The organism is Stenotrophomonas sp. YJH_SMC_8, assembly GCF_059371315.1.
Map to the genome: position 1 here is coordinate 86,421 of NZ_JCAFUL010000005.1, position 21,968 is coordinate 108,388.

The 21,968-nt window shown below is 67.0% G+C and carries 18 protein-coding genes; 8 read left to right on the top strand and 10 right to left on the bottom strand.

What is annotated here, in order from left to right; translation table 11 throughout:
- Window positions 1–6: 6 nt before the first annotated feature.
- Complete coding sequence (locus tag AC5P88_RS07775; RefSeq protein ID WP_495224747.1) at window positions 7–696, bottom strand: glutathione S-transferase family protein; 690 nt, start codon at window positions 694–696, stop codon at window positions 7–9.
- A 184-nt stretch (window positions 697–880) separates the two neighbouring features.
- On the bottom strand, window positions 881–1,090 hold the full coding sequence (locus AC5P88_RS07780) for a cold-shock protein (protein WP_004153307.1): 210 nt from the start codon (window positions 1,088–1,090) through the stop codon (window positions 881–883).
- 301 nt (window positions 1,091–1,391) lie between these two features.
- Here AC5P88_RS07780 and AC5P88_RS07785 point away from each other — a divergent pair, with 301 nt between their 5' ends.
- Complete coding sequence (locus AC5P88_RS07785; RefSeq protein ID WP_495224748.1) at window positions 1,392–1,880, top strand: YaiI/YqxD family protein; 489 nt, start codon at window positions 1,392–1,394, stop codon at window positions 1,878–1,880.
- A 6-nt stretch (window positions 1,881–1,886) separates the two neighbouring features.
- Here AC5P88_RS07785 and AC5P88_RS07790 read toward each other — a convergent pair whose 3' ends face one another.
- The gene (locus AC5P88_RS07790) at window positions 1,887–2,765 is read right to left on the bottom strand and encodes a pseudouridine synthase (protein WP_495224749.1); all 879 of its coding nucleotides are present in this window, start codon (window positions 2,763–2,765) and stop codon (window positions 1,887–1,889) included.
- 124 nt (window positions 2,766–2,889) lie between these two features.
- Between AC5P88_RS07790 and AC5P88_RS07795 the strand changes: the two genes are divergently transcribed.
- The 3 genes from AC5P88_RS07795 (at window position 2,890) to AC5P88_RS07805 (ending at window position 6,780) form a co-directional block, all read left to right on the top strand.
- Window positions 2,890–3,438 carry a YaeQ family protein gene (locus AC5P88_RS07795; RefSeq protein ID WP_106551293.1) on the top strand — a complete coding sequence of 183 codons (549 nt, stop codon included), beginning with the start codon at window positions 2,890–2,892 and terminating at the stop codon, window positions 3,436–3,438.
- The gene (locus tag AC5P88_RS07800) at window positions 3,435–4,619 is read left to right on the top strand and encodes a BaiN/RdsA family NAD(P)/FAD-dependent oxidoreductase (protein WP_495224750.1); all 1,185 of its coding nucleotides are present in this window, start codon (window positions 3,435–3,437) and stop codon (window positions 4,617–4,619) included. Before AC5P88_RS07795 ends, AC5P88_RS07800 begins: the two co-directional genes overlap by 4 nt.
- A 91-nt stretch (window positions 4,620–4,710) precedes the next feature.
- The gene (locus AC5P88_RS07805; protein WP_495224751.1) at window positions 4,711–6,780 is read left to right on the top strand and encodes an EAL domain-containing response regulator; all 2,070 of its coding nucleotides are present in this window, start codon (window positions 4,711–4,713) and stop codon (window positions 6,778–6,780) included.
- Between the two features lie 114 nt (window positions 6,781–6,894).
- Here AC5P88_RS07805 and fabV read toward each other — a convergent pair whose 3' ends face one another.
- From fabV to queA, 6 genes are all read right to left on the bottom strand, one after another.
- Window positions 6,895–8,154, bottom strand: a complete 1,260-nt coding sequence (gene fabV, locus AC5P88_RS07810) for an enoyl-ACP reductase FabV (RefSeq protein ID WP_495224752.1) — start codon at window positions 8,152–8,154, stop codon at window positions 6,895–6,897.
- Window positions 8,155–8,931: 777 nt separating this feature from the next.
- Window positions 8,932–9,912 (bottom strand): protein translocase subunit SecF, encoded by a 981-nt coding sequence (gene secF, locus AC5P88_RS07815; protein ID WP_033834415.1) that lies wholly within the window; start codon window positions 9,910–9,912, stop codon window positions 8,932–8,934.
- Between the two features lie 16 nt (window positions 9,913–9,928).
- Complete coding sequence (gene secD / locus AC5P88_RS07820; protein ID WP_181358245.1) at window positions 9,929–11,785, bottom strand: protein translocase subunit SecD; 1,857 nt, start codon at window positions 11,783–11,785, stop codon at window positions 9,929–9,931.
- Between the two features lie 61 nt (window positions 11,786–11,846).
- Entirely contained in the window at window positions 11,847–12,191 is a 345-nt protein-coding gene (gene yajC / locus AC5P88_RS07825; RefSeq protein ID WP_005409257.1) for a preprotein translocase subunit YajC, read from the bottom strand.
- A 134-nt stretch (window positions 12,192–12,325) separates the two neighbouring features.
- Window positions 12,326–13,456 carry a tRNA guanosine(34) transglycosylase Tgt gene (tgt, locus tag AC5P88_RS07830; protein WP_029379947.1) on the bottom strand — a complete coding sequence of 377 codons (1,131 nt, stop codon included), beginning with the start codon at window positions 13,454–13,456 and terminating at the stop codon, window positions 12,326–12,328.
- Between the two features lie 245 nt (window positions 13,457–13,701).
- Complete coding sequence (gene queA, locus AC5P88_RS07835) at window positions 13,702–14,769, bottom strand: tRNA preQ1(34) S-adenosylmethionine ribosyltransferase-isomerase QueA (protein ID WP_106551075.1); 1,068 nt, start codon at window positions 14,767–14,769, stop codon at window positions 13,702–13,704.
- A gap of 210 nt (window positions 14,770–14,979) precedes the next feature.
- Here queA and AC5P88_RS07840 point away from each other — a divergent pair, with 210 nt between their 5' ends.
- Both AC5P88_RS07840 and AC5P88_RS07845 read left to right on the top strand, forming a co-directional pair.
- On the top strand, window positions 14,980–16,476 hold the full coding sequence (locus tag AC5P88_RS07840) for an aminotransferase class III-fold pyridoxal phosphate-dependent enzyme (protein ID WP_495224753.1): 1,497 nt from the start codon (window positions 14,980–14,982) through the stop codon (window positions 16,474–16,476).
- A 243-nt stretch (window positions 16,477–16,719) separates the two neighbouring features.
- Complete coding sequence (locus tag AC5P88_RS07845) at window positions 16,720–17,313, top strand: LOG family protein (RefSeq protein WP_049428514.1); 594 nt, start codon at window positions 16,720–16,722, stop codon at window positions 17,311–17,313.
- A 19-nt stretch (window positions 17,314–17,332) separates the two neighbouring features.
- Here AC5P88_RS07845 and AC5P88_RS07850 read toward each other — a convergent pair whose 3' ends face one another.
- The gene (locus AC5P88_RS07850) at window positions 17,333–20,131 is read right to left on the bottom strand and encodes a bifunctional diguanylate cyclase/phosphodiesterase (RefSeq protein WP_258393956.1); all 2,799 of its coding nucleotides are present in this window, start codon (window positions 20,129–20,131) and stop codon (window positions 17,333–17,335) included.
- A gap of 292 nt (window positions 20,132–20,423) precedes the next feature.
- Here AC5P88_RS07850 and AC5P88_RS07855 point away from each other — a divergent pair, with 292 nt between their 5' ends.
- Together AC5P88_RS07855 and AC5P88_RS07860 are read left to right on the top strand one after the other, a co-directional pair.
- Window positions 20,424–20,942: an RNA polymerase sigma factor gene (locus AC5P88_RS07855; protein WP_238378638.1), complete on the top strand. Its 519-nt coding sequence runs from the start codon at window positions 20,424–20,426 to the stop codon at window positions 20,940–20,942.
- Window positions 20,939–21,958, top strand: a complete 1,020-nt coding sequence (locus tag AC5P88_RS07860; protein WP_495224754.1) for a hypothetical protein — start codon at window positions 20,939–20,941, stop codon at window positions 21,956–21,958. Before AC5P88_RS07855 ends, AC5P88_RS07860 begins: the two co-directional genes overlap by 4 nt.
- Window positions 21,959–21,968: the final 10 nt, after the last annotated feature.

The following is a 21,968-nucleotide window of genomic DNA, read 5'->3' on the forward strand; positions in this document are numbered from 1 at the left end:
CCCTCCTCAATTGCCGCTGAGCGCCTGCAGATGCCCGCCGTGGGCTTCGGCGCGCTGGTAGGCCGGCCGCTCGCTGATGCGCTTGAGGAAGCCACGCAGCGCCGGCTTGTCGTCGAGGCCACCACCCCGTGCGGCCGCGGCCTGGATCGGGAAGCTCATCTGGATGTCGGCTGCGCTGAACCGCTCACCCGCGAACCACGGGCTTTCGGCCAGGCGGCGCTCCATCCAGTCCAGGTGCAGGCGCCGCTGCGGACCGATGAAGCCGCGCTCGGCCTTGTCGGCGATGCTGCGCGCGATCGGGCGCGCGAAGAACGGCATCGGCGCGTTGCGGATGCGGCCCATCACCAGGGTCAGCAGCAGCGGCGGCATCGCCGAGCCTTCGGCGTAGTGCAGCCAATAGCGGTAGGCGATGCGCTCTGCGCCATCGGCCGGCATCGGTGACGGCGACAGCTGGCGCTGGGTGTCATAGCGATCCGCGAGGTAGTCGAGGATGGCACCGGACTCGGCCAGCACCAGTTCGCCATCCTGCAGCACCGGCGACTTGCCCAGCGGATGCACGTTGCGAAGCTCCGCCGGTGCCAGCAGCGTCTTGGGATCGCGCGGATAGCGGCGAAGCTCGTAGTCCAGCCCCAGCTCCTCCAGCATCCACAGCACGCGCAGGGAACGGGAGTTTTCCAGATGGTGGACGATGCGCATGGGGACGATCCTTGGGGAAGCCCACATCGTACCGTGATGGCTGCATGCCCCATGTAGAGTCGAGCCATGCTCGACTGCCTTTGAGAGCAGTCGAGCATGGCTCGACGCTACAGAACAGCGGGCAACAAAAAACGCCGGAAGCTTTCGCTTCCGGCGTTCTGGCTACCAAACGGTAGCAGACGGATTAGACCGCCTGCACCTGGTCAGCCTGCATACCCTTCTGACCCTGGACGGCGATGAAGGTAACCTTCTGGCCTTCCTGCAGGGTCTTGAAGCCGGTGCCCTGGATGGCACGGAAGTGCACAAACAGGTCCGGGCCGCTTTCCGGGGTGATGAAGCCGAAGCCCTTGGCGTCGTTGAACCACTTGACGGTGCCGGTCTGACGATCAGACATTTGACTAACTCCTGAAACACATGTTGAAAAAATCGCAGCCACCGGGTATCGGGGCCGAGACTGAGTTGCAGGCGTTGGTAAAGCGGATCGATGAGCGGATCGTGAGATCAACTGCACCAGGCCACGATTCACGGTGACCCTAGCAAACACAGTGGGACGAACGATACGCGTGTTTTCTGCAAAAAGCGATAGCCCGGACGTTCATGGGCAGACCCCGCCCGCTAGGCGTGGCAAGGGCTGGCAGCCGATCAGGGCTAAACCCGAGTCCCCATTCAGGTTTTTCCTACCCTACACTGGGTAAATGACTGAAGCTGAAACCCAAGCTGAACCCGCCCCCCCGCGCATCTGGGTGGACGCGGATGCCTGCCCCACCGTCATTCGCGACATCCTGTTCCGGGCCGCTGAACGGGTCGGGATCGAGCTGACTCTGGTCGCCAACCAGTGGATCCGCACACCGCCATCGCGCTGGCTGCGCTCGATCCAGGTGCCGCAGGGCCTGGACGTGGCCGACAGTGCCATCGTCGAACGGGTGGCTGCCGGCGACCTGGTAGTCACCCAGGACATCCCGCTGGCCGCACTGGTGCTGGAGAAGAAGGCCGTGGCGCTGAACCCGCGCGGCCAGCTGTACACGCCGAACAACATGGCCGAGCGCCTGTCGATGCGCAATTTCATGGAGGAGCTGCGCGGCGCCGGGGTGCAGACCGGAGGACCGCCTCCGCTGGGACCGCGCGACCGGCAGCTGTTCGCCGCCGAGCTGGACCGCTGGCTGGCGCGGCGCCCGGCCCGCTGACCCGCGCTAGCCGCCCTGGTCCATTCGGCGCAGGCGCCGTTGGCTGCTGAACCGCCGCGGCTCCCCGGTGAGTGGGTCATCGAAGGCCAGCGCCTGTGCCAGCAGCTGCAGCGGTGGCTCGGCGCTGCCCTCCGGCCGCGACTGCAGCTGCGGGTAAAGGTCATCGCCCTCGATCGGCGCGCCCAGCGCGGCCATGTGTACGCGCAACTGGTGCTTGCGGCCGGTTTCCGGCTTCAACCGGTAGCGCCAGATCGGCCCCTCGGCCTCGATCGGCTCGATCAGGCTGCGCGCATTGGGCTCGCCCGGCACTTCGGCCATGCGGAAGAACGGCTCGCCCGGCGCGAGCCGGCTGTGCCGCCGCAGCGGGAACGCCAGTCCGGGCAGCGCCGGTGCCAGCGCCTCATAGGTCTTTTCAATGCGGCGCTCGCGGAACAACCGCTGGTAGGCATCGCGCGTAGCCGCCTGCGTCGAGAACAGCACCAGGCCAGCGGTCAGCCTGTCCAGCCGATGCAGCGGTACCAGCCCGGTATTGCCCGTGCGTGCGATCAGGCGCGCCAGCAGGGTTTCGCGCACGTAGCTGCCGGCCGGCGTCACTGGCAGGAAGTGCGGCTTGTCGGCCACCAGCAGGTGCTCATCCAGGTGCAGGATGGTCTCGGCGAAGGGAATCACCGGCTCGTCGGCCACCTCGCGGAAGTACTGGATCTCCAGCCCCGCCTGCCAGGGCATGTCCGGCGACAGCGCCCTGCCCTGCACGTCCTGCACGCGGCCACGCGCGAAGCGATCCTGCCACTGCGCACGGTCGATGCGCGGGAAACGTGCGCACAGGCCTTCGAGCAGGCTGGGCCAGTGGCCGGGTGGCAGCTGCAGACGGCTGGGCAGGGTCATCGGATCCATTCCTGCGGCGGGGAAAGCGTGCAAGCGTGCCACGTTGACGTCCGGCAGACAGCCCCGCAACGGACACCCCAGGAGCAAACCTCTATCATTGTCGTCTTTAGTCCACGGATCCCCCATGGCTCTTACCGCCACCATCCGCAAGGCCGAACTGCAGATCAGCGACATGGATCGCGGTTACTACGCGACCCATAACCTGACCCTGGCCCAGCACCCGTCCGAGACCGACGAACGATTGATGGTGCGCCTGCTCGCCTTCGCGCTCAATGCGGGAGACCGCCTGGAGTTCGGCCGTGGCCTGAGCACCGACGATGAGCCGGACCTGTGGGAACACGACTACACCGGCGACATCCTGCAGTGGATCGACCTGGGTCATCCCGACGAATCCCGCATCCGCAAGGCCAGCAACCGCAGCCGCCAGGTGCAGGTGATCAATTACGGCGGCAACGCCTCGGACATCTGGTGGGGCAAGCAGGGCAAGGGCCTGGCGCGCTTCGACAACCTGTCGGTGGTTGATCTGGACGGTGAATTCGTCGAACGCTGGGGCCAGCAGGTCCAGCGCGCGATGCGCTGGAGCGTGCTGATCCAGGACGGTGAAGTGCAGCTGCTCAACGATCAGATGCAGCTCGACGTGATCCCGAACTGGCGCAAGCGCGCCAAGGCATGAGCACGATCCGCTGCGACGTGGTGGTCATCGGCGCCGGCGCGGCCGGGCTGATGACCGCGATCACGGCTGGCCAGCGCGGCCGCCAGGTGCAGGTGATCGACCATGCCAACAAGGTCGGCAAGAAGATCCTGATGTCCGGCGGTGGCCGCTGCAACTTCACCAACACCGGCACCACCCCGGCCAACTTCCTGTCGGCCAACCCGCACTTCTGCAAGTCGGCGCTGGCGCGCTACACGCCCTGGCACTTCATCGAGCTGGTCAGCAAGCACGGCATCGCCTATCACGAAAAAGAGCTGGGCCAGCTGTTCTGCGACGTCTCGTCCAAGCAGATCGTGAAGATGCTGGTGGACGAATGCCAGGCCGCGGGCGCGCGGATCCGCACCGACTGTGCCGTGCAGCGCATCGAGCACTGCAGCGATGGCTTCCGCCTGCACACCACGCATGGCTTGTTCCATTGCGCCTCGCTGGTGGTGGCCACTGGCGGCCTGTCGATTCCGAGCATGGGCGCGACCGGCTTCGGCTACGAGATCGCGCGCCAGTTCGGCCACCAGGTGCTGCCAACCCGCGCAGGCCTGGTGCCGCTGACGCTCAGCGGCAAGCACCAGGAGCGGCTGGCCGATCTGAGTGGTGTCGCCCTGCCGATCGAGGCACGTTGCAACGGCAAGCGCTTCCAGAACTTCATGCTGCTGACCCATCGCGGCGTGAGCGGCCCGGCGATCCTGCAGATCTCCTCGTTCTGGCAACCCGGCGATGCGCTGGAGCTGGACCTGCTGCCCGGCCAGGATGCTGGCGAGTGGCTGCGCCAGATGAAGCGCGAGCGCCCGGCCGCCGAGCTGCGCACGGTACTGGGTGAGGTGCTGCCCAAGCGACTGGCGCAGCGCCTGTGCGAGCACTGGCTGCCCGACCGGCCCGTGCGCCAGCTGGACGAGCCGGTGCTGCGCCAGGCCGCGCAGCTGCTGGGCGCGTTCCCGCTGGTGGCCAGCGGCACCGAGGGTTACCGCACTGCCGAAGTCACCTTGGGCGGCGTGGATACCGCCGAGGTCTCGTCCTCGACGATGGAATCCAAGCGCGTGCCGGGCCTGCATTTCGTTGGCGAGGTGCTGGACGTGACCGGCTGGCTGGGTGGTTACAACTTCCAGTGGGCCTGGGCCAGCGGCCACGCGGCCGGTGGCGTGGTGTGAACCAGATCGCCGTTCGATGCGCGCAAGGGGTGCGCGCATGGACGGTTCGCCGCGCATCGTGTATCTAGATTCGCAGATTGGGGACCAGTGCATGCAGAACGCGAACGACATCACCATCCGCCTGCTGATCGTCGATGACAGCGGCGAAAACGCCGAAGCCATTGTCAGCACCCTGCGCAACAGCGGCATCGCGGTACGCCCGTGGAGGCCGCAGGATACGGCCGAGCTGTCCCAGGTGCTGTCCAGCCAGGCCATCGACCTGGTGCTGGCGTCGCCCTCGCAGGGCATACCGCTGCCGCTGGTGGCCCAGCACATCGCCGCCAGTGGCAAGGACATCCCGCTGGTACTGCTGGCCGAGCGCATCGACGAGGACGAGCTGGTGCAGGCCAGCAGCCACGGCATCCGTGCCCTCGCCCTGCGCCAGCGCTCCGAACATCTGTTGGCCGTGGTCCGCGACCAATGGGTGGACCTGCAGGCCCGTCGCGGCCTGCGCCGCATCGAGGCGCAGATGCGTGAGACCGAGCGCCGCTGCGATGCGCTGATCGCCTCCTCGCGCGACCCCATCGCCTACGTGCATGAAGGCATGCACATCCGCGCCAACGACGCCTACCTGGAGATGTTCGGCTACGAGCACTTCGACGACATCGAAGGCATTTCGCTGCTGGACATGGTCGCAGCCCAGCACGTGGAGGGCTTCAAGCAGCTGCTGAAGGGCCTCAGCCGTGGCGAGGCGCCGCCACCGCAGTACCAGCTCGATGCCCGCCATGAGGATGGCAGCACGTTCGCGGCAACCATGGAATTCACCGCGGCCACCTACGAAGGCGAATCCTGCCTGCAGGTGGTGCTTCGCCGCCGCATGGAATTCGATCCGGAGCTGGCCCGCGAAGTGGAGGACCTGCGCCAGCGCGACCAGGTCACGGGCCTGCTCAACCGCCCGACCTTCATGCTGCAGCTGGAAAGCGCGGTGGCCCAGGCCGGCCGCAGCGAAGGCCAGTTCGGCCTGCTGCTGATCGAGCCGGACCACTATGCGCGCCTGTTGCCGGACATCGGCCTGGCATCGGCCGACACCCTGATCGGCGCCCTGGCCGCCCTGCTGGCCGAGGTGGTCGGCCAGCAGGCCCAGCTGGCCCGCTTCGGCGAACACAATTTCGCCGTGCTGCAGGCCGGGCCCTACGCACAGACCGTGGCACTGGCCGAGCGCATCCGCGAAGCATATGCAGCGCATGTGTTCAGCATCGGTGCGCGCTCGGCCACGGTGACGGTCAGCATCGGTGGCGTACAGGTGGGCGAGAAGATCGCCAGCATCGGCCAGGTGCTCGCACGCGCCAGCGAGTGCACGCATGCCGCCGCCGAACTGGGCAATACCTGCCGCATCTTCGACCCGGCCGCGGCCGACCGCGTCGAGGAAGAGCGCGTGCTGCGCTGGGTCACCCGTATCCGTGAAGCACTGGCCGGCGACGGCTTCCAGCTGCACTACCAGCCGGTGCTGAACCTGCAGGGCGAGCCGCTGGAGCTGTACGAGGCCTACCTGCGCCTGGAGCACAATGGCGAACTGCTGAGCCCGACCGCGTTCCTGGGCATCGCCGAGGAGTACGGCCTGCTGGCGGAGATCAACCGCTGGGTGGTTTCACAGGCGATCGCAGTGCTCGGCCAGCGCGCCCGCGAGGGCCATGCCACCCAGGTGCTGGTGAAAGTGACGCCGGAGTCGTTCGACGACCCGCAGATGATCGCCACCCTGCGGCGCGAACTGCAGGCGCAGGGTGTACCCGGTGAACGACTGTGGCTGCATGCGCCGGAAGCGAAGGTGTTCACCCACCTGCGCAGTGCGCAGCAGTTCCTTGCCGAAGTAGCACCGCTGGGCTGCCGCATCGGCCTGGAACAGTTTGGTTCGGGATTGGACTCGTTCCAGCTGCTGGCCCACTTCCAGCCGCAGTTCCTCAAGCTGGACCGCGGTTTCACCAGCGACCTGGCGGCCACCCGCGAGAACATCGACCGTATCAGCCAGATCACCGCACGGGCGCAGGAAGCCGGCATCCGCACCATCGCCGAGTTCGTCAGCGATGCCAATTCGATGACCCTGCTGTTCAGTGCCGGCGTGGACTACGTGCAGGGCGACTTCGTCGGCCCGGCGCTGCCGGAGATGGGGTTCGAGTTCGGGTGATGCCCCTCTGTAGAGCCGAGCCATGCTCGGCTGCGGGACTCAAGCGACGAGCAGCCGAGCATGGCTCGGCTCTACACAAACAAAAAGGCCGGCTTTCGCCGGCCTTTTCATTGATCAGGTCATGTCGACCAGGTTGTCGATCTTCACGTCCGGGTTGACGTCGGCCTCGTAGTCGACACCCTCCACGCCAAAGCCGAACAGGCGCAGGAAGTCAGCCTTGTAGCCGGCCAGGTCGCTGATCTCGTACAGGTTCTCGTTGGTCACCTGCGGCCACAGCGCGACCACCTTGCCCTGCACGTCCGCCGCCATTTCCTTGTAGTCGGCACGCAGGCGGCCTTCCTCATCGACCAGCGCAACGGTGTGGCCCTCGCCATCGACCAGGTCGTGGCGCAGGCGATCGATCGCCACGCCGTCGGCCTTGCCGCCGTAGAGGATGTCGTACAGCACGTCGAGCTGCTCGATGCAGCCTTCGTGGGTGCCCTTTTCCTTCATCACCTTGAACAGCAGCGACAGGTACAGCGGCATGGTCGGAATGGCCGAGCTGGCCTGGGTGACCACGGCCTTCAGCACCGACACGCGCGCGTCGCCGCCGATTTTCGCCAGTTTTTCGCGCAGGCCCAGCACCTTGGTGTCCAGGTCCTTCTTGGCGGCGCCGATGGAACCGTTCCAGTAGATCGCCTGGGTGATCTCTTCGCCCACATAGGTGAAGGCGGTGGTGGTGCAGCCGTTGGCCAGCACGCCGGCATCGGCCAGCGCATCGATCCACATCTGCCAGTCCTCACCACCCATCACTGCAACGGTGCCGGCGATTTCTTCCGGGGTGGCAGGCTGCAGGTGGGTCTCGGTCAGCACTTCCTTGTCGGTATCCAGGCCACGCAGGGTGATCGGCTCACCGATCGGCTTCAGCGTGGAGCTGATGATTTCACCGGTCTTCGGGTGCTTGCGGCGCGGCGCGGCCAGGCTGTAGACGACCTGGTCGACCTGGCCCAGATCGGCCTTGATCATCTCGATGGTCCTGGCCTTCACTTCATCGGAGAAGGCGTCGCCGTTGATGCTCTTGGCGTACAGGCCGGCTTCGTCGGCGAACTTGTGGAACGCGGCCGAGTTGTACCAGCCGGCGGTGCCTGGCTTGGATTCGGTGCCCGGTCGCTCGAAGAAGATGCCCAGGGTTGCGGCACCGCTGCCGAACGCGGCGGTGATGCGCGCGGCCAGTCCGTAACCGGTGGAGGCACCGATGACCAGCACGCGCTTGGGGCCGTTCTGGATGGGCGGACGCGCGCGGATGTAGTCGATCTGCTGTTTGACCGCGGCTTCGCAGCCGGTCGGGTGGGTGGTGACGCAGATGAAGCCGCGGACGCGCGGTTTGATGACCATGGATACCTCGGGTTGGCAGATGCGGCGCACGGGGCGCTCAGCAGGAATACGGGCGCGCGCCTGCGCGCGCGAACCGCAGGATCGTAGTGCGCGGGGGCCGAATGCACAACCGACGCTGGCGTAGGGTGGTGTTTGTTTTGCAGGGTTGCACCCTGCACCCGCAGAGGCAACGGCCGGAGCCGAGGCAACAGCCAAAGCCGGTTCCTGAGGGATGGCGGGGTGGGTCCAGTGGCAGGGGACGCCGTGAACCCATCCATGGGGGCTTGGTCGCCGCATCCATGCGGCTCACACCCCTGCCACTGGACCCACCCCGCCTTCGACAGTTTTCCGCGATCTGTCGGAACAGCTCTTGGGGTCAGATCCGTTTTCCGGAGGAAAACGGATCTGACCCCATCTTGATTGCTCGATATCTGACAGATGTGTCGACCAAGGTCGACACCCACCAACAGCCGCAGGAATCTGTCAACGGTGGGGCGGTGTCGGAGTGCGGGGTGTCAGCCGCATGGGCCCGAGGCATGCCTCGGGCGGGTTGGGCAGGACGCCCAACCCCGGTCTTGCCGTGTGCGCAGGACTGCGCACACGAGCAAGCGGCTGCCAAGCCCCCATGGACGGGTTTACGGCGTCCCCGCACTCCGACACCGCCCCGCCATCCCAAGGAATGCACGCTGTTGATGTTGCCGTTGCTATTGCTGTTGCCTCGGCGGGTGCAGGGCGCAGCCCTGCCAACAAAAAACCCCGCTTGCGCGGGGTTCTCTATGTGCTGCATGCAGCAGGCAATTACGGGCGACGGGCCAGGGCCTCGACGTCCTTTGCCTTCGGCAGCAGATCCTGCTTGCTCACGCGCAGGAAGCCAATCGTCAGCATCGGCACCGCCACCAGGATCGAGGACAGCACCACGATCACCGCACCGATCATGTGCGTCTCGGCCAGGCCTTCCATCGAGCTGCCGCCGTACATGTACAGCGCCAGTGCCGACAGGAAGAACATCACCGCGGTGATCACCGTACGCGACAGCGTCTGGTTGATCGAACGGTTCAGCACCTCCATCGAGTCCACGCGCAGGCTGCGGAAGTTCTCGCGGACGCGGTCGAAGACCACGATGATGTCGTTGATCGCAAAGCCCATCACCGACAGCAGGCCGGCCAGCACGGTCAGGTCGAACTCACGGCCCAGCAGGGACACGTAAGCCACCGTCACGATCAGGTCGAACATCGCCACGATGCTGGCGGTGACCGCGAACTTCCATTCGAAGCGCACCGCGATGTAGATCAGGAAGCCGGCCAGCATGAAGATGGTGGCGTACAGGCCATTCATCGCCAGGTCCTTGCCGATCTGCGGACCCACGAACTCGTTGCGCAGCACGGTGGCCTGGTTGTCGGCCGAAGACAGCGCCTTCACCACTGCGGCGGCAGTGGCCTTGTCCTCGGCGGCGGCGTCACCGGTACCCGGCGCATGCTCACCGTGCGGGGCCAGGCGGATCAGCAGGTCGGTGTTGCCACCGACGCTCTGTACCTGGGCGCCTTCGAAGCCATTCTGCTCGAGCTTGTTGCGGACCTGCTCGACGTCCACCGCTTTGTCGAAGCGGGCTTCGATCAGGGTGCCGCCGGTGAAGTCCAGCGCGTAGTTGAAGCCCTTGATGCCGATGATGGCAATCGAGGCCAGGAACACCACGATGGTGACTGCCATGGCGACATGGCGCCAGCGCATGAAGTCGATCTTGGTGTCGTTCGGGAGGATGTGCAGCGGAAACAGTTTCATTGTGCGTGTCGTCCCGTCAGATGGCCACGTTCTGGAGCTTCTTGCGACGGCCGTAGATCAGCGTCGCCAGCGCACGCGACACGGTGATCGCGGTGAACATGGAGGCGAAAATACCGATGATCATGGTCAGCGCGAAGCCCTTCAGCGGACCGGTACCGAATGCGAACAGCGCCACACCGACGATCAGGCCGGTCAGGTTGGCGTCGAGGATGGTGCCCGAGGCACGCTCGTAGCCGGTCACGATCGCGGTCTTGCCCGGCACGCCGGCACGCAGCTCTTCACGGATACGCTCGTTGATCAGCACGTTGGCATCCACCGACAAGCCCACCGACAACGCCAGGCCGGCGAAACCCGGCAGGGTCATGGTGGCGCCGAACAGCGACATCACCGCCACTACGATCAGCAGGTTGAACAGCATCGCTGCCGAGGTGATCACACCGAACATGCGGTAGTACACGCTGAAGAACACCAGGGTGAACAGGAACGCGAACACCACCGCGCGCATGCCGTTCTTGACGTTCTCGGCGCCCAGGCTCGGGCCGACCACGCGCTCTTCGACGAAGTCCATCGGTGCGGCCAGCGAGCCCGACTTCAGCAGCTTGGCCAAGTCATCGGCTTCCTTCTTCTGCAGGCCGGTGGTCTGGAAGTTCTTGCCGAACACGCCGTTGATGTTGGCCACCGAGATCACTTCCTCGTTGACCTTGAAACCACGCACTTCCTGGCCGTCAACCATGGTCACGGTCGGCACGCGTTCGGTGTATACCACCGCCATCGGCTTGTTCACGTTGGCGCTGGTGAAATCGAACATGCGCTGGCCGCCGACGTTGTTCAGCGTCACGCTGACCGCCGGTGCACCGCTGTTGGAGTCGGTCACCGCCTGCGCGCCGACCATCTGGTCGCCGGTGACGATCACGCGCTTGTTCAGCAGGATCGGACCACCACCGTCACGGCGCTGGTAGACCTTCGCTTCCGGCGGGATGCGGCCGGAGTTGATGGCGTCCTGCGCATTGCCCTCGACCACCGCACGGTATTCCAGGGTGGCAGTGGCGCCGATCATGCGCTTGGCTTCGGCAGTGTCCTGCACGCCCGGCAGCTGCACGACCACGCGGTCGGCACCCTGGCGCTGGATGATCGGCTCGGCCACGCCGAGCTGGTTCACGCGGTTGCGCAGGGTGTTGATGTTCTGCTCGATGGCGCCATTGGCGATCTGCGCGATCTCGGTCTCCGGCACGGTGACCGTGATGCGGTTGCCGCTGACGTCGTAGCCGAGCGTCGGCTGCGCCTTGACCAGGGCCGTACGGGCACGCTGCGCGGCGTCATCACCGGCGGACGGGCTCAGGTTGGCCACGATGCTGTTGTCCGCGCGGCGCTCCACCGACTGGTACGCGATGCGCGCGTCACGCAGGGTGCTGCGCACGTCTTCGGTGTAGGCGTCCAGGCGCTTGTCCAGGGCGGCCTTCTGGTCGACCTGCAGCACGAAGTGCACGCCACCCTGCAGGTCCAGGCCCAGCACCATCGGGCGACCGCCGAGGTTGGCCAGCCAGTCCGGCACGGTCGAGGCCAGGTTCAGGGCCACGGTGTACTTCTCGCCGACGGTGTCACGCAGGGCGTCGCTGGCGGCGGACTGCGCCTTCAGGTCCGGCAGGCGGACGATCAGGCTCTCCCCTTCCTTCTCGGCACCGAGGGTGTCCACACCGGCCTTCTTCAGGTCGGCCAGCACACGGTCGCGCAGCGCGTCGTCGACCTGCCCGCCACGGTTGGCGGTGATCTGGACGGCCGGGTCCTTCTGGTAGATGTTGGGCAGCGCGTACAGCGCGCTGAGCGCCAGTACGATCAGGATGACGACGTACTTCCAGCGTGGAAATTCGAGCATTGCTTGGGTCCCGCGCGGCGCCATCCCCGGCGCCGCGGTTGTGCATCGGAAAGGGAGTGGCTTACTGGGCCGACTTCAGGGTACCGGCCGGCAGCACGTTGCCGACGGCGCCCTTCTGCACGCGGATGCGCACGTTGTCAGCCACTTCGATGGTGATGAAGTTGTCGCCGATGTCGGTGACGATGCCGGCGATGCCGCCGTTGGTCAGCACTTCGTCGCCACGCTTGATCTTCTCCAGCATGGCCTTGTGCTCCTTCTGCCGCTTCATCTGCGGGCGGATCATCAGGAAGTACATGATGGCGATCAGGATGACCGGGAACAGCAGCGTGGTCAGGCCCATGCCCTGCGGTTGGCCGCCGGCGGCCTGGGCGTGGGCGGCGGGAATCAGGAAGGCAAGCAGGTTCATCGTTGGTCCTTTGGTTGGGCGGCGCCCCGGCACCCATCAGGTGCCACGGTCGCGACCGCGGATCTGGGTCAGCCTTGAAGTATGCCACGGCCCCGGGCGTTCGTCCTTGGGCCGTTTGGCAGGGGGCGTCGGGGTTACAGGGGCGGCGCGACCGCCCCGCGTGCCGCGTAGAAAGACTCACGGAAGGCCAGGAAGGTTCCCGCCTCGATCGCCGCGCGGATGTCGGCCATCAGCTTTTCGTAATAGAACAGGTTGTGCAGGGTGCCCAGCATCGGCGCGAGCATCTCGTTGCAGCGGTCCAGGTGGCGCAGGTAGGAGCGGGTGTAGCCGCCGGTGCAGGCCACGCAGCCGCAGCCCGGCTCGATCGGGTCCATGTCCCGCGCGTACTGCGAATTTCGGATGCGGACGGTGCCGAACGATGTGAAATAGTGGCCGTTGCGCGCATTGCGGGTCGGCATCACGCAATCGAACATGTCCACGCCACGTGCGACACCCTCGACCAGGTCTTCCGGCCGGCCCACGCCCATCAGGTAGCGCGGACGGTCGCCGGGCAGCTCGGGGTCCAGGTGGTCGAGCATGGCATTGCGCTCGTGCTCCGGCTCACCCACGGCCAGGCCGCCGATGGCATAGCCGTCGAAGCCGATCGCCTGCAGGGCCTCGGCCGAGCGGCTGCGCAGGTCGGTGTGAACGCCGCCCTGGACGATGCCAAACAGAGCCGCGTCGTTGCCGAGTTCGTCATGCGCGTTGCGGCTGCGCTGGGCCCAGCGCAGGCTCAGCTCCATGGAACGGCGGGCAACGTCTTCGGTGGCCGGGTACGGGGTGCACTCGTCGAAGATCATCACCACGTCCGAATCGAGCACCTTCTGGATCTTCATGCTCTCTTCCGGGCCCAGGAACACGCGGGCACCGTCGGTGGGTGAGGCGAAGGTCACGCCCTGCTCAGTGATCTTGCGGCGGTGGGCCAGCGAGAACACCTGGAAGCCGCCGGAGTCGGTCAGGATCGGGCCATCCCAGCGGCAGAAGCCGTGCAGGCCGCCATGGTCGGCGATGATGTCCAGGCCCGGGCGCAGATACAGGTGGAAGGTGTTGCCGAGGATGATCTCGGCGCCCAGCGCGCGCACCTGGTCCGGCAGGATGCCCTTGACCGAGCCATAGGTACCCACCGGCATGAAAGCCGGCGTTTCCACCGTGCCACGCGGGAAGGTCAGGCGGCCACGGCGGGCACGGCCGTCGCGGGTCTGGAGCTGGAACTGCAGTCGGGACATGGAGCGGTCGTTCAGGCAAATAGTCGCCCATTGTCTCCCAAAACCGCCCTTCCTGCTCCGGTAGCGCCGGGCCATGCCCGGCGGAGCGGTTTGCCCGGGAGGGCCGGGGCTACCGGTTTCATCCACGCATGGCGTGGATCTGCCTGGGTAGTAGAGCCACGCCATGCGTGGCTTTCCTGGCCTGCAAGCACCGGCACGTGCGCACCAAGGTGCGCACCCACCAGAGGCAAGCAGAGGTCAGCCCCCTACCCCGCCTGCGGGAACAGCAGCATCGCGTCGCCGTAGCTGAAGAAGCGGTAGCGCTGCTCGATCGCGTGCTGGTAGGCCTCGAACACGCGCTCCTTGCCGGCAAACGCGGAGATCATCATCAGCAGCGTGCTTTCCGGCAGGTGGAAGTTGGTCAGCATCGCGTCGACGCTGCGGATGCGGTAGCCCGGGGTGATGAAGATCTGGGTCTCGCCGGCAAACGGCAGCAGCTCGCCATCGCGCATCGCGCTTTCCAGCGCACGCACCACGGTAGTGCCGACGCCGACCACCCGGCCGCCGGCGGCGCGCGTGCGCCGCACCTGCTGCACCAGTTCGGCGCCGACGTTCAGCCACTCACGGTGCATCACGTGGTCCTTCAGGTCATCGGCGCGCACCGGCTGGAAGGTGCCCGCGCCCACGTGCAGGGTGACGTGGCCGAACTCCACGCCCTTGTCCTTCAGCGCGGCCAGCAGCGGTTCGTCGAAGTGCAGGCCGGCGGTCGGTGCCGCCACCGCACCCACTTCGCGCGCGAACACGGTCTGGTAGCGCTCGCGGTCGTCCACGCCCGGTTCGCGCTGGATGTATGGCGGCAGTGGCAGGCGGCCGGCATGCAGCAGCCACTGCTCCAGCGACTCGGGTACATGGAACTGCAGCACGTAGAACTCGCCATCACGGCCCAGCACCTCGGCTTCGCCACCGGCGTCCAGGGCGATGCGACTGCCTGCCTTCGGCGACTTGCTCGCGCCGACCTGCGCACGGGCCTGCTGGCCGCCGAGCAGGCGCTCGATCAGGATCTCCACGCGGCCACCGCTGGCCTTCTGCCCGAACAGGCGCGCCGGGATCACCCGGGTGTCGTTGAACACCAGCAGGTCGCCCGGCTGCAGCAGCGACGGCAGGTCACGCACCTGCAGGTCGGTGAAGGCGGCCGGTGCGGGTGGCACCAGCATCAGGCGGCTGGCGGAACGTTCGGCCAAGGGAGCCTGCGCGATCAGTTCAGCCGGCAGGTCGTAATGGAAATCGGACTTCTTCAAGGCGGTAGGCGGCAACAGGTCGACAATGGCGCGCATTGTACGTCCAGCGTCTGCGAGCCGGCGCGCTTCGCGGCGAACGTCGCGCAAAATGCTGCTATGCAGCAGGTTTATGCGGGGTTATCGCGCAAAAAAACAAGTGCTAGCATCGAGCCGGAAGTCCGCTGCACGAGCCTGCCCCAAGCGCGCGTGATGACGCGCGTTTTGCTTTTGAAGACCCGTGCGACCCATTGTTTCAGGAGATCTGCAATGAGCTTCATCGAACGCCTCGCCCCCCTGCGCAGCCAGCCCGGCACCCGCCTCACCACCGGCCTGGACGACGCCACCCTGACCGCCCTGTCCGCCCACCACCCGCAGCTGATCGCCGCGGTGGACGCCGCCGCCGAGGAATTCGCGCGCGTGCAGGCCGACCTGGGGCCGCTGCTGGCGCAGGACGAACAGGCGCAGATCGACGCGATGCAGGACGGCTTCGTCAATTTCTACGCCGATGACGCGGTGACGCCGTACGTGGCGCTGGCCGCGCGCGGCCCCTGGGTGGTCACCCTGAAGGGTGCGGTGCTGTACGACGCCGGCGGCTACGGCATGCTCGGCTTCGGGCACACCCCGGACGCCGTGCTGGAGGCGATGGCCCGCCCGCAGGTGATGGCCAACATCATGACCCCCAGCCTGTCGCAGCAGCGCTTCATCACCGCCCTGCGCGCCGAGATCGGCCACCGCCGTGGCGGCTGCCCATTCGCCCGCTTCATGTGCCTGAACTCCGGCTCCGAAGCGGTCGGCCTGGCCGCGCGCATCGCCGACGTCAATGCCAAGCTGCAGACCGACCCCGGCGCACGGCACGCCGGTGCCGCGATCAAGCGCGTGGTGGTCAAGGGCAGCTTCCATGGCCGCACCGACCGCCCGGCCCTGTATTCCGATTCCAGCCGCAAGAGCTACATGCAGCACCTGGCCAGCTACCGTGGCGAGGATTCGGTGATCACCGTGGCGCCTTATGACGAGGCCGGCCTGCGCAAGGTGTTCGAGGATGCCGCACGCAACCAGTGGTTCATCGAAGCGGTGTTCCTGGAGCCGGTGATGGGCGAAGGCGACCCGGGCCGTTCGGTGCCGCCGGCGTTCTATGCCGTGGCCCGCGAACTGACCCGTGCCCATGGCAGCCTGCTGCTGCTGGACTCGATCCAGGCCGGCCTGCGCGCGCATGGCGTGCTCTCGGTCGTCGACTACCCGGGCTTCGAAGGCCTGGACCCGCCGGACATGGAAACCTACTCCAAGGCGCTCAACGCGGCGCAGTACCCACTGTCGGTGCTGGCGGTGACCGAGCATGCCGCGCAGCTGTACCGCAAGGGCATCTACGGCAACACCATGACCAGCAACCCGCGTGCGCTGGACGTGGCCTGCGCCACCCTGGCCCAGCTGACCCCGCAGGTGCGTGCAAACATCGCCGAGCGCGGTGCCGAGGCCGTGCGCAAGCTGGAGCAGCTCAAGGGCGAGCTGGGTGGCCTGATCACCAAGGTGCAGGGCACCGGCCTGCTGTTCTCCTGCGAGCTGGCTCCGCAGTTCAAGTGCTACGGCGCCAACTCCACCGAGGAATGGCTGCGCCAGCACGGCATCAACGTGATCCACGGTGGCGAGAACTCACTGCGCTTCACCCCGCACTTCGGCATGGACAGCGAGGAGCTGGACCTGCTGGTGGGCATGGTCGGCCGCGCCCTGCGTGAAGGCCCGCGCCGCGAGCAGGCCGCGGCGGCGTAAGCCCCTGCTTCTTGTAGAGCCGAGCCATGCTCGGCTGGGACCTTGCCGCGATCTGAACGAAGAGCAGCCGAGCATGGCTCGGCTCTACAAGGGCATGTGGCGATCTGAACGAAGAGCAGCCGAGCGCGGCTCGGCTCTACAGAAGGCTTCTCAAGGCCTCATACTCTACGCACACCCCGTCCCTGACCGCCTTCCGGTCGGCGACGGGGCGTTTTCGTTTCCGGCCAAGAGACAGGAAGATCCATGAAATCGATCTGTGTGTACTGTGGTTCCAACGCTGGCAGCAAGCCGGCCTACACCGAACGCGCCATTGCACTGGGCGACCGCATCGCCCGCGACGGCCTGCGCCTGGTGTATGGCGGCGGCAACGTCGGCCTGATGGGAACCGTGGCCAATGCCGTGCTCGCCGCCGGCGGCGAGGTGACCGGCGTGATCCCGCGCCAGCTGGCCGATTGGGAAGTGGCCCATCGTGGCCTGACCGAACTGGAAATCGTCGGTTCGATGCATGAGCGCAAGTCGCGCATGTTCGACCTCGCCGACGGCTTCGTCACCCTGCCGGGCGGCTTCGGCACCATGGAAGAGATTTTCGAGATGCTGACCTGGCGCCAGCTGGGCATCGGCAACAAGCCATGCGCGTTCCTCGACGTGGAAGGTTTCTACGCCCCGCTGATCGGCATGATCGACCGCATGGTGGAAGAGCGCTTCCTGCACCCGGACCAGCGCCAGGACCTGTGGTACGGCTCGGACATCGAAGAGATGCTGGAGTGGATGAAGAACTACCAGCCGGCACAGGCCTCGAAGTGGATCGACGAGAAGCGCCGCGCCGCCCTGCGATGATGCAGCTGCACGCAGCGGCTCAGGCCGCCGCGTGCGCCCACGGGGCGGGCCGCCCCAGCAGGTAGCCCTGGCCGTAATCGCAGCCCAGTTCGCGCAGGGTCTGCCGCTGCGCGTCGGTCTCGATGCCTTCGCCGATGGTTTCGATGCCCAGCGTGCGCGCCAGCGACAGCACGCCTTCAACCAGCGCGCGCGTACTCTGCACTTCCGGACCATGCAGGCCGGCGATGAAGCTCTGGTCGATCTTCAGCGTGCTGATCGGGAAGCGATGCAGGTAGGACAACGCGGAGAAGCCGGTGCCGAAATCATCCAGCTGCACCTGGATGCCGCGCTCGCGCAGGCCCTGCAGGATGCGCAGCGTGTGCGGGCCATCGTCCAGCAACGCCACCTCGGTGATTTCCAGGCGCAGCCGGCGCGGATCGGCACCGCAGCTGTCGAGCAGGCCGAACAGGCGATCACTGAACTCCGCCGAGCGGAAATGCCGAGGCGACACGTTCACCGAGACGTAGCCTTCGCCCCCCCGTGCCAGCCCCGCGATGACCTGCTCGTAGATCAGCCAGTCCACCTGTTCGATCAGGCCGCTCTCTTCGCCCAGTTCCAGGAACGCACCGGGCAGCAGCAGGCCACGGCGCTCATGCTGCCAGCGAAGCAGCGCCTCGTGACCGACCACTTCACCGTCGGACAAGCGCACGATCGGCTGGTAGAACGGCAGGAAGTCGCGGTTGTTGATCGCACGGCGCAGATCGGCTTCCAGGTCCAGGCTGCGCATGGCTTCTTCGCGCATGTCCTCGTCGAAGATCGCACAGCGGTCATGGCCCTGCGCCTTGGCCCGGTACATCGCTGCGTCCGCATCGCGCAGCAGCTCTTCACCGGTGCGGTAGCGCGGATTCCACAGGGCAATGCCCAAGCTGCCGGACGGAAACAGTTCGCGCCCGGCGATCCACATCGACTCCTGCAACGCCAGCAGCAGCCGCTGGCCGAAATCCAATGCCTGCGCCAGGCCCTGCGGGCACTGCAGCAGCACAGCAAACTCATCACCGCCGAGCCGTGCCACCACATCTTCGGTACCGGCCATCGACACGATGCGCTTGGCCACTTCCACCAGCATGCGGTCACCGGCGGCATGGCCGATGCTGTCATTGACCAGCTTGAAGCGGTCAAGGTCGAGGAACAGAACGGCAAATACCGGCCCGCCTTCACGCCTGGCCAGTGCCAGGGCATCCTGCAGGCGATCCAGCAGGTGCAGGCGGTTGGGCAGGCCGGTCAGCGCATCGTGCATGGCCTGGTGGGTCAGGCGCTGCTCGGCGCGCAGGCGTTCGCCGATCTGGCCGAGCAGCTTCTCGTTCACTTCGGCCAGCTCGCGGGTACGCTCTTCCACGCGCTTTTCCAGCTCGGCGTGCGCCAAACGCAGCCGTTGCTGGTCGCGCTGCCGGGCCAGCCCGGTACCGATGTTCTGCGCCACAAAGATCAGCAGGCGCTGGTCATGCACGCTGAACGTGCTGTTCTCGCTGTAGCTCTGCACCACGATCGCACCCACCACCTCGTCGTCGCGCAGCAGCGGCACGCCCAGCCAGCAATGCGAGCGTGCGCCGGACTCGCGCACTTCACCGCTGGCCAGCAGCGCATCGATCTGCGCGCGTGAAGCCAGCAGCGGGCGCCGGTTGCGCACCACGTATTCGGTCAGGCCGCGGCTGAACGGCCGTGGCGCGCGGCTGGCGTTGTGCTCGTCCACCGAATAAACGAAGTCCAGGCCATTGCCAGCCGGGTTGACCAGCGCGATGTAGAAATTCCGGGCGTCGAGCAGGCGCCCGACCACACCATGCACCTGGCCGTAGAACTGGGCCAGGCTGTCGGCCGACATCGCCATCTCGGCAATGTTGTACAGCGCGGTCTGCAGCTGTTCGGCGCGGCGACGCTCGGCCACCTCGTCCTGCAGGCTGCGGTTGGCGCGCTGCAGCTCAAGCGTGCGCCGCTCCACCTGCTGTTCCAGCCGGACCTGCGCCTGGCGCCGGTCCATCGCAGTCTGGACGTGCTGGGCAACGAACCCCAGCAGGGCCCGCTCTGCCTCGCCATAACGGGCGGCATGCTCGTAGCTCTGCACTACGATGGCGCCGCAGACACGGCCATCGCGCAGCATCGGCACGCCCAGCCAGTCAAGGCTTTCCGGACCACGCTGCGGGTCATGCTCCTGTTCAACCACCCGCGCCAGCAGTTCGCGCGACGGGCCACTGAGCGGCTTGCCATGCCGCAGCAGCGCCACGGTCAGGCTGCGCGGCATCTCGCTGGCGTCATGGCTCTGCGACGGATCAGCAACGAAGTCATCCACCTGGTCGGCGAAGTACAGGAAACGGATCTGTTCACGCACATCGTCGTACTCGACGATGTAGCAGTTCTCCGCGTACATCAGTGTGCCCAGCACACCGTGCACGTGGCGCAGCATCTCGCCCATCTCCAGGTCGGCACCGGCCAGGTCGGCGATCTGGAACAGGGCCTGCTGGAGCCGCTCGGCTTCTTCCAGTGCCTTGATCTGGCCGGCCTGGCGGCCGCGCTGCAGGGCCAGCTCCATCGCCTGCCGGGCCAGCCCCCACCACGCGGGTGAAGGCGCCGCGCCCGCAACCGACAGCAGCAGCCGCGCACCGTCATACTCCCAGCCGTGCTGGCCATCGCCGGTGCCGGGTTCCACGGACGCAGCGCTGCCAATCGCAAGCAAGGGCCAGCCCCCCTGGCCATACCCCAGCTGCGGATCGTCCCAACCGACGCGGACCACCGCCGTCTCCGGCAACAGCGCATGCAACGCGCGCACCAGCGCCGTGCTCAACACGGCCTCGTGTGGTGGCTCTTCCGCCGATTCAGCATGCGTGGACAAATGACAATCTCTTGGCGCCGTCTGTGCGTCGCCTCCCCTGAGCCGCCGAGCATAGCGCGCCACCCGGGGGGCAATGGAAGCCCGTAAACCCCGAATCGTGCGCTCGTACGTTTTTCGTGCTGTCCGTAGCCGCTTCCATGCCATGAACCTCGCCCTGCCCGCCCCTGCCACCGGCTATGCGCCACCGCCTGCAGGCCTTACCCTGTACGCCGTGGAAGCCAGCGCACTGCCAACCGATGAAGCCTTGATGCTGGCCTGGGCCGGTGGCGACCTGCGCGCGTTCGAAAGCCTGTATGCACGCCACCGCAAGCGCCTGTTCGGCTTCCTGCTGCGGCAACTGCGCGATACCGCGCTGGCCGAAGAGATCTTCCAGGACGTGTGGCAGCGGGTGATCAGCGCGCGCGCGGGCTGGCAACCCGAGGCGGCGTTCAGCACCTGGCTGTTCCGCATCGCCCACAACCGCCTGAACGACCACTGGCGCGCGGCCCGTCATCGCCCGGCTGCACCAGCCGACGCCGATCTGCGCCTGGCGGCGATCGAGGATGGGCAGACCCCGGAAGCGGAACTCTCTGAATTCGAACAACGTCGCCGCATCCAGCTGGCGATGGAGCAACTGCCGCCCGAGCAGCGCGAAGTGCTGCAACTGCGGCTGGATCAGGAACTGAGCCTGGAGGAGATCGGCCAGATCACCGGCGTGGGCCGGGAGACAGTGAAATCGCGGCTGCGCTATGCGATGGACAAGCTGCGTGCGGGACTGAACGCATGAACCGAGACGAACCCCTGACGCCGGAAGAACGCGAGCTGGCCCGGCTGCTCGGCCGTCGCACCGAGCAGGCACCGCCGCCCGCGCTGGATGCTGCCATCCTGGCCGCGGCGCGTGCCGCCGTGGATGCTCCGGCCGCTGGCACCGTTGCCCCTGCGGACGCACCGCGCGCACGGCAAGCACGCCCACGCTGGCCGGCAGTGTTCGGCATAGCCGCCTCGATGGTGTTCGCCATCGGCATCGCCTGGCAGCTGCGACCGGAACCGCCGCCGATTCCGGCCGGCGAAGCGCAGGTCGCCGCCGCGCCTGCCGCTGACGACGCCGTGGCCGACCAGGCCGCCGAAGGCAATGCGGCCGAGACTGCGATGGCTCCGGCTCCGCCCGCGCCAGAGGCGGCGCCATTCGCCGCACCCCAGGCGATGCCCCCCGCCGCTTCCGAGGCGACGCCCATTGCCGCTCCGGCACCCGCCCTCGCCCGCGCCCCGGTGCCAGCCCCGGCAGCGCCTGCTGAAGCGCCGGCCCCCGCCTCGGCGAAGGCAGAGGTGGCACGCGCACACGTCGCAGAGCCTGTCGCCGATACCGCCTTCGTGGCGTTGCCACCACCTCCGCCGGCGGCGGCGCCACCGGTTGCCTACGCCGCACCCGCTCCAGCATCCGCACCGGCTCCGGTCGGCGCCATGCAGGCGCGCAGCGCTGCGCCAGTCGCAGCCAGCACAGCCGACGCCGAACCGGCTCCGGCACTCGATCGGGTCCAGGTCACTTCGAGCAAGCGCGTTGCCACCAACCGCTCGGCACCCGGCGTCATGCGTCGCAGCAGCGAAGCCGGACTGAGTGCGGACACGGTGCAGGCCGAAGTAGACGCCGACGCGCGCCTGCCACGCCGGCAATGGCTGCAGAAGATCCGCGAGCGCCGTGACCAGGACCAGCGCGACCTCGCCCGTGCCAGCCTGGAACGCTACATCCAGCAGTATCCGGAAGCGCGCCTGCCGCGCGACCTGCGCCCGCTGCTGGACGACTGAAACGGACGGG

What these genes read in the sequence shown, in the direction of transcription:
- AC5P88_RS07780 (WP_004153307.1), bottom strand. Translation starts at nt 1,090, where the DNA reads ATGTCTGATCGTCAGACCGGCACCGTCAAGTGGTTCAACGACGCCAAG.
- AC5P88_RS07860 (WP_495224754.1), top strand. Translation starts at nt 20,939, where the DNA reads ATGAACCGAGACGAACCCCTGACGCCGGAAGAACGCGAGCTGGCCCGG.
- secF (WP_033834415.1), bottom strand. Translation starts at nt 9,912, where the DNA reads ATGAAACTGTTTCCGCTGCACATCCTCCCGAACGACACCAAGATCGAC.
- secD (WP_181358245.1), bottom strand. Translation starts at nt 11,785, where the DNA reads ATGCTCGAATTTCCACGCTGGAAGTACGTCGTCATCCTGATCGTACTG.
- queA (WP_106551075.1), bottom strand. Translation starts at nt 14,769, where the DNA reads ATGCGCGCCATTGTCGACCTGTTGCCGCCTACCGCCTTGAAGAAGTCC.
- AC5P88_RS07775 (WP_495224747.1), bottom strand. Translation starts at nt 696, where the DNA reads ATGCGCATCGTCCACCATCTGGAAAACTCCCGTTCCCTGCGCGTGCTG.
- AC5P88_RS07805 (WP_495224751.1), top strand. Translation starts at nt 4,711, where the DNA reads ATGCAGAACGCGAACGACATCACCATCCGCCTGCTGATCGTCGATGAC.
- fabV (WP_495224752.1), bottom strand. Translation starts at nt 8,154, where the DNA reads ATGGTCATCAAACCGCGCGTCCGCGGCTTCATCTGCGTCACCACCCAC.
- AC5P88_RS07785 (WP_495224748.1), top strand. Translation starts at nt 1,392, where the DNA reads ATGACTGAAGCTGAAACCCAAGCTGAACCCGCCCCCCCGCGCATCTGG.
- AC5P88_RS07800 (WP_495224750.1), top strand. Translation starts at nt 3,435, where the DNA reads ATGAGCACGATCCGCTGCGACGTGGTGGTCATCGGCGCCGGCGCGGCC.
- AC5P88_RS07790 (WP_495224749.1), bottom strand. Translation starts at nt 2,765, where the DNA reads ATGACCCTGCCCAGCCGTCTGCAGCTGCCACCCGGCCACTGGCCCAGC.
- AC5P88_RS07845 (WP_049428514.1), top strand. Translation starts at nt 16,720, where the DNA reads ATGAAATCGATCTGTGTGTACTGTGGTTCCAACGCTGGCAGCAAGCCG.
- AC5P88_RS07855 (WP_238378638.1), top strand. Translation starts at nt 20,424, where the DNA reads ATGCTGGCCTGGGCCGGTGGCGACCTGCGCGCGTTCGAAAGCCTGTAT.
- tgt (WP_029379947.1), bottom strand. Translation starts at nt 13,456, where the DNA reads ATGTCCCGACTGCAGTTCCAGCTCCAGACCCGCGACGGCCGTGCCCGC.
- yajC (WP_005409257.1), bottom strand. Translation starts at nt 12,191, where the DNA reads ATGAACCTGCTTGCCTTCCTGATTCCCGCCGCCCACGCCCAGGCCGCC.
- AC5P88_RS07840 (WP_495224753.1), top strand. Translation starts at nt 14,980, where the DNA reads ATGAGCTTCATCGAACGCCTCGCCCCCCTGCGCAGCCAGCCCGGCACC.
- AC5P88_RS07795 (WP_106551293.1), top strand. Translation starts at nt 2,890, where the DNA reads ATGGCTCTTACCGCCACCATCCGCAAGGCCGAACTGCAGATCAGCGAC.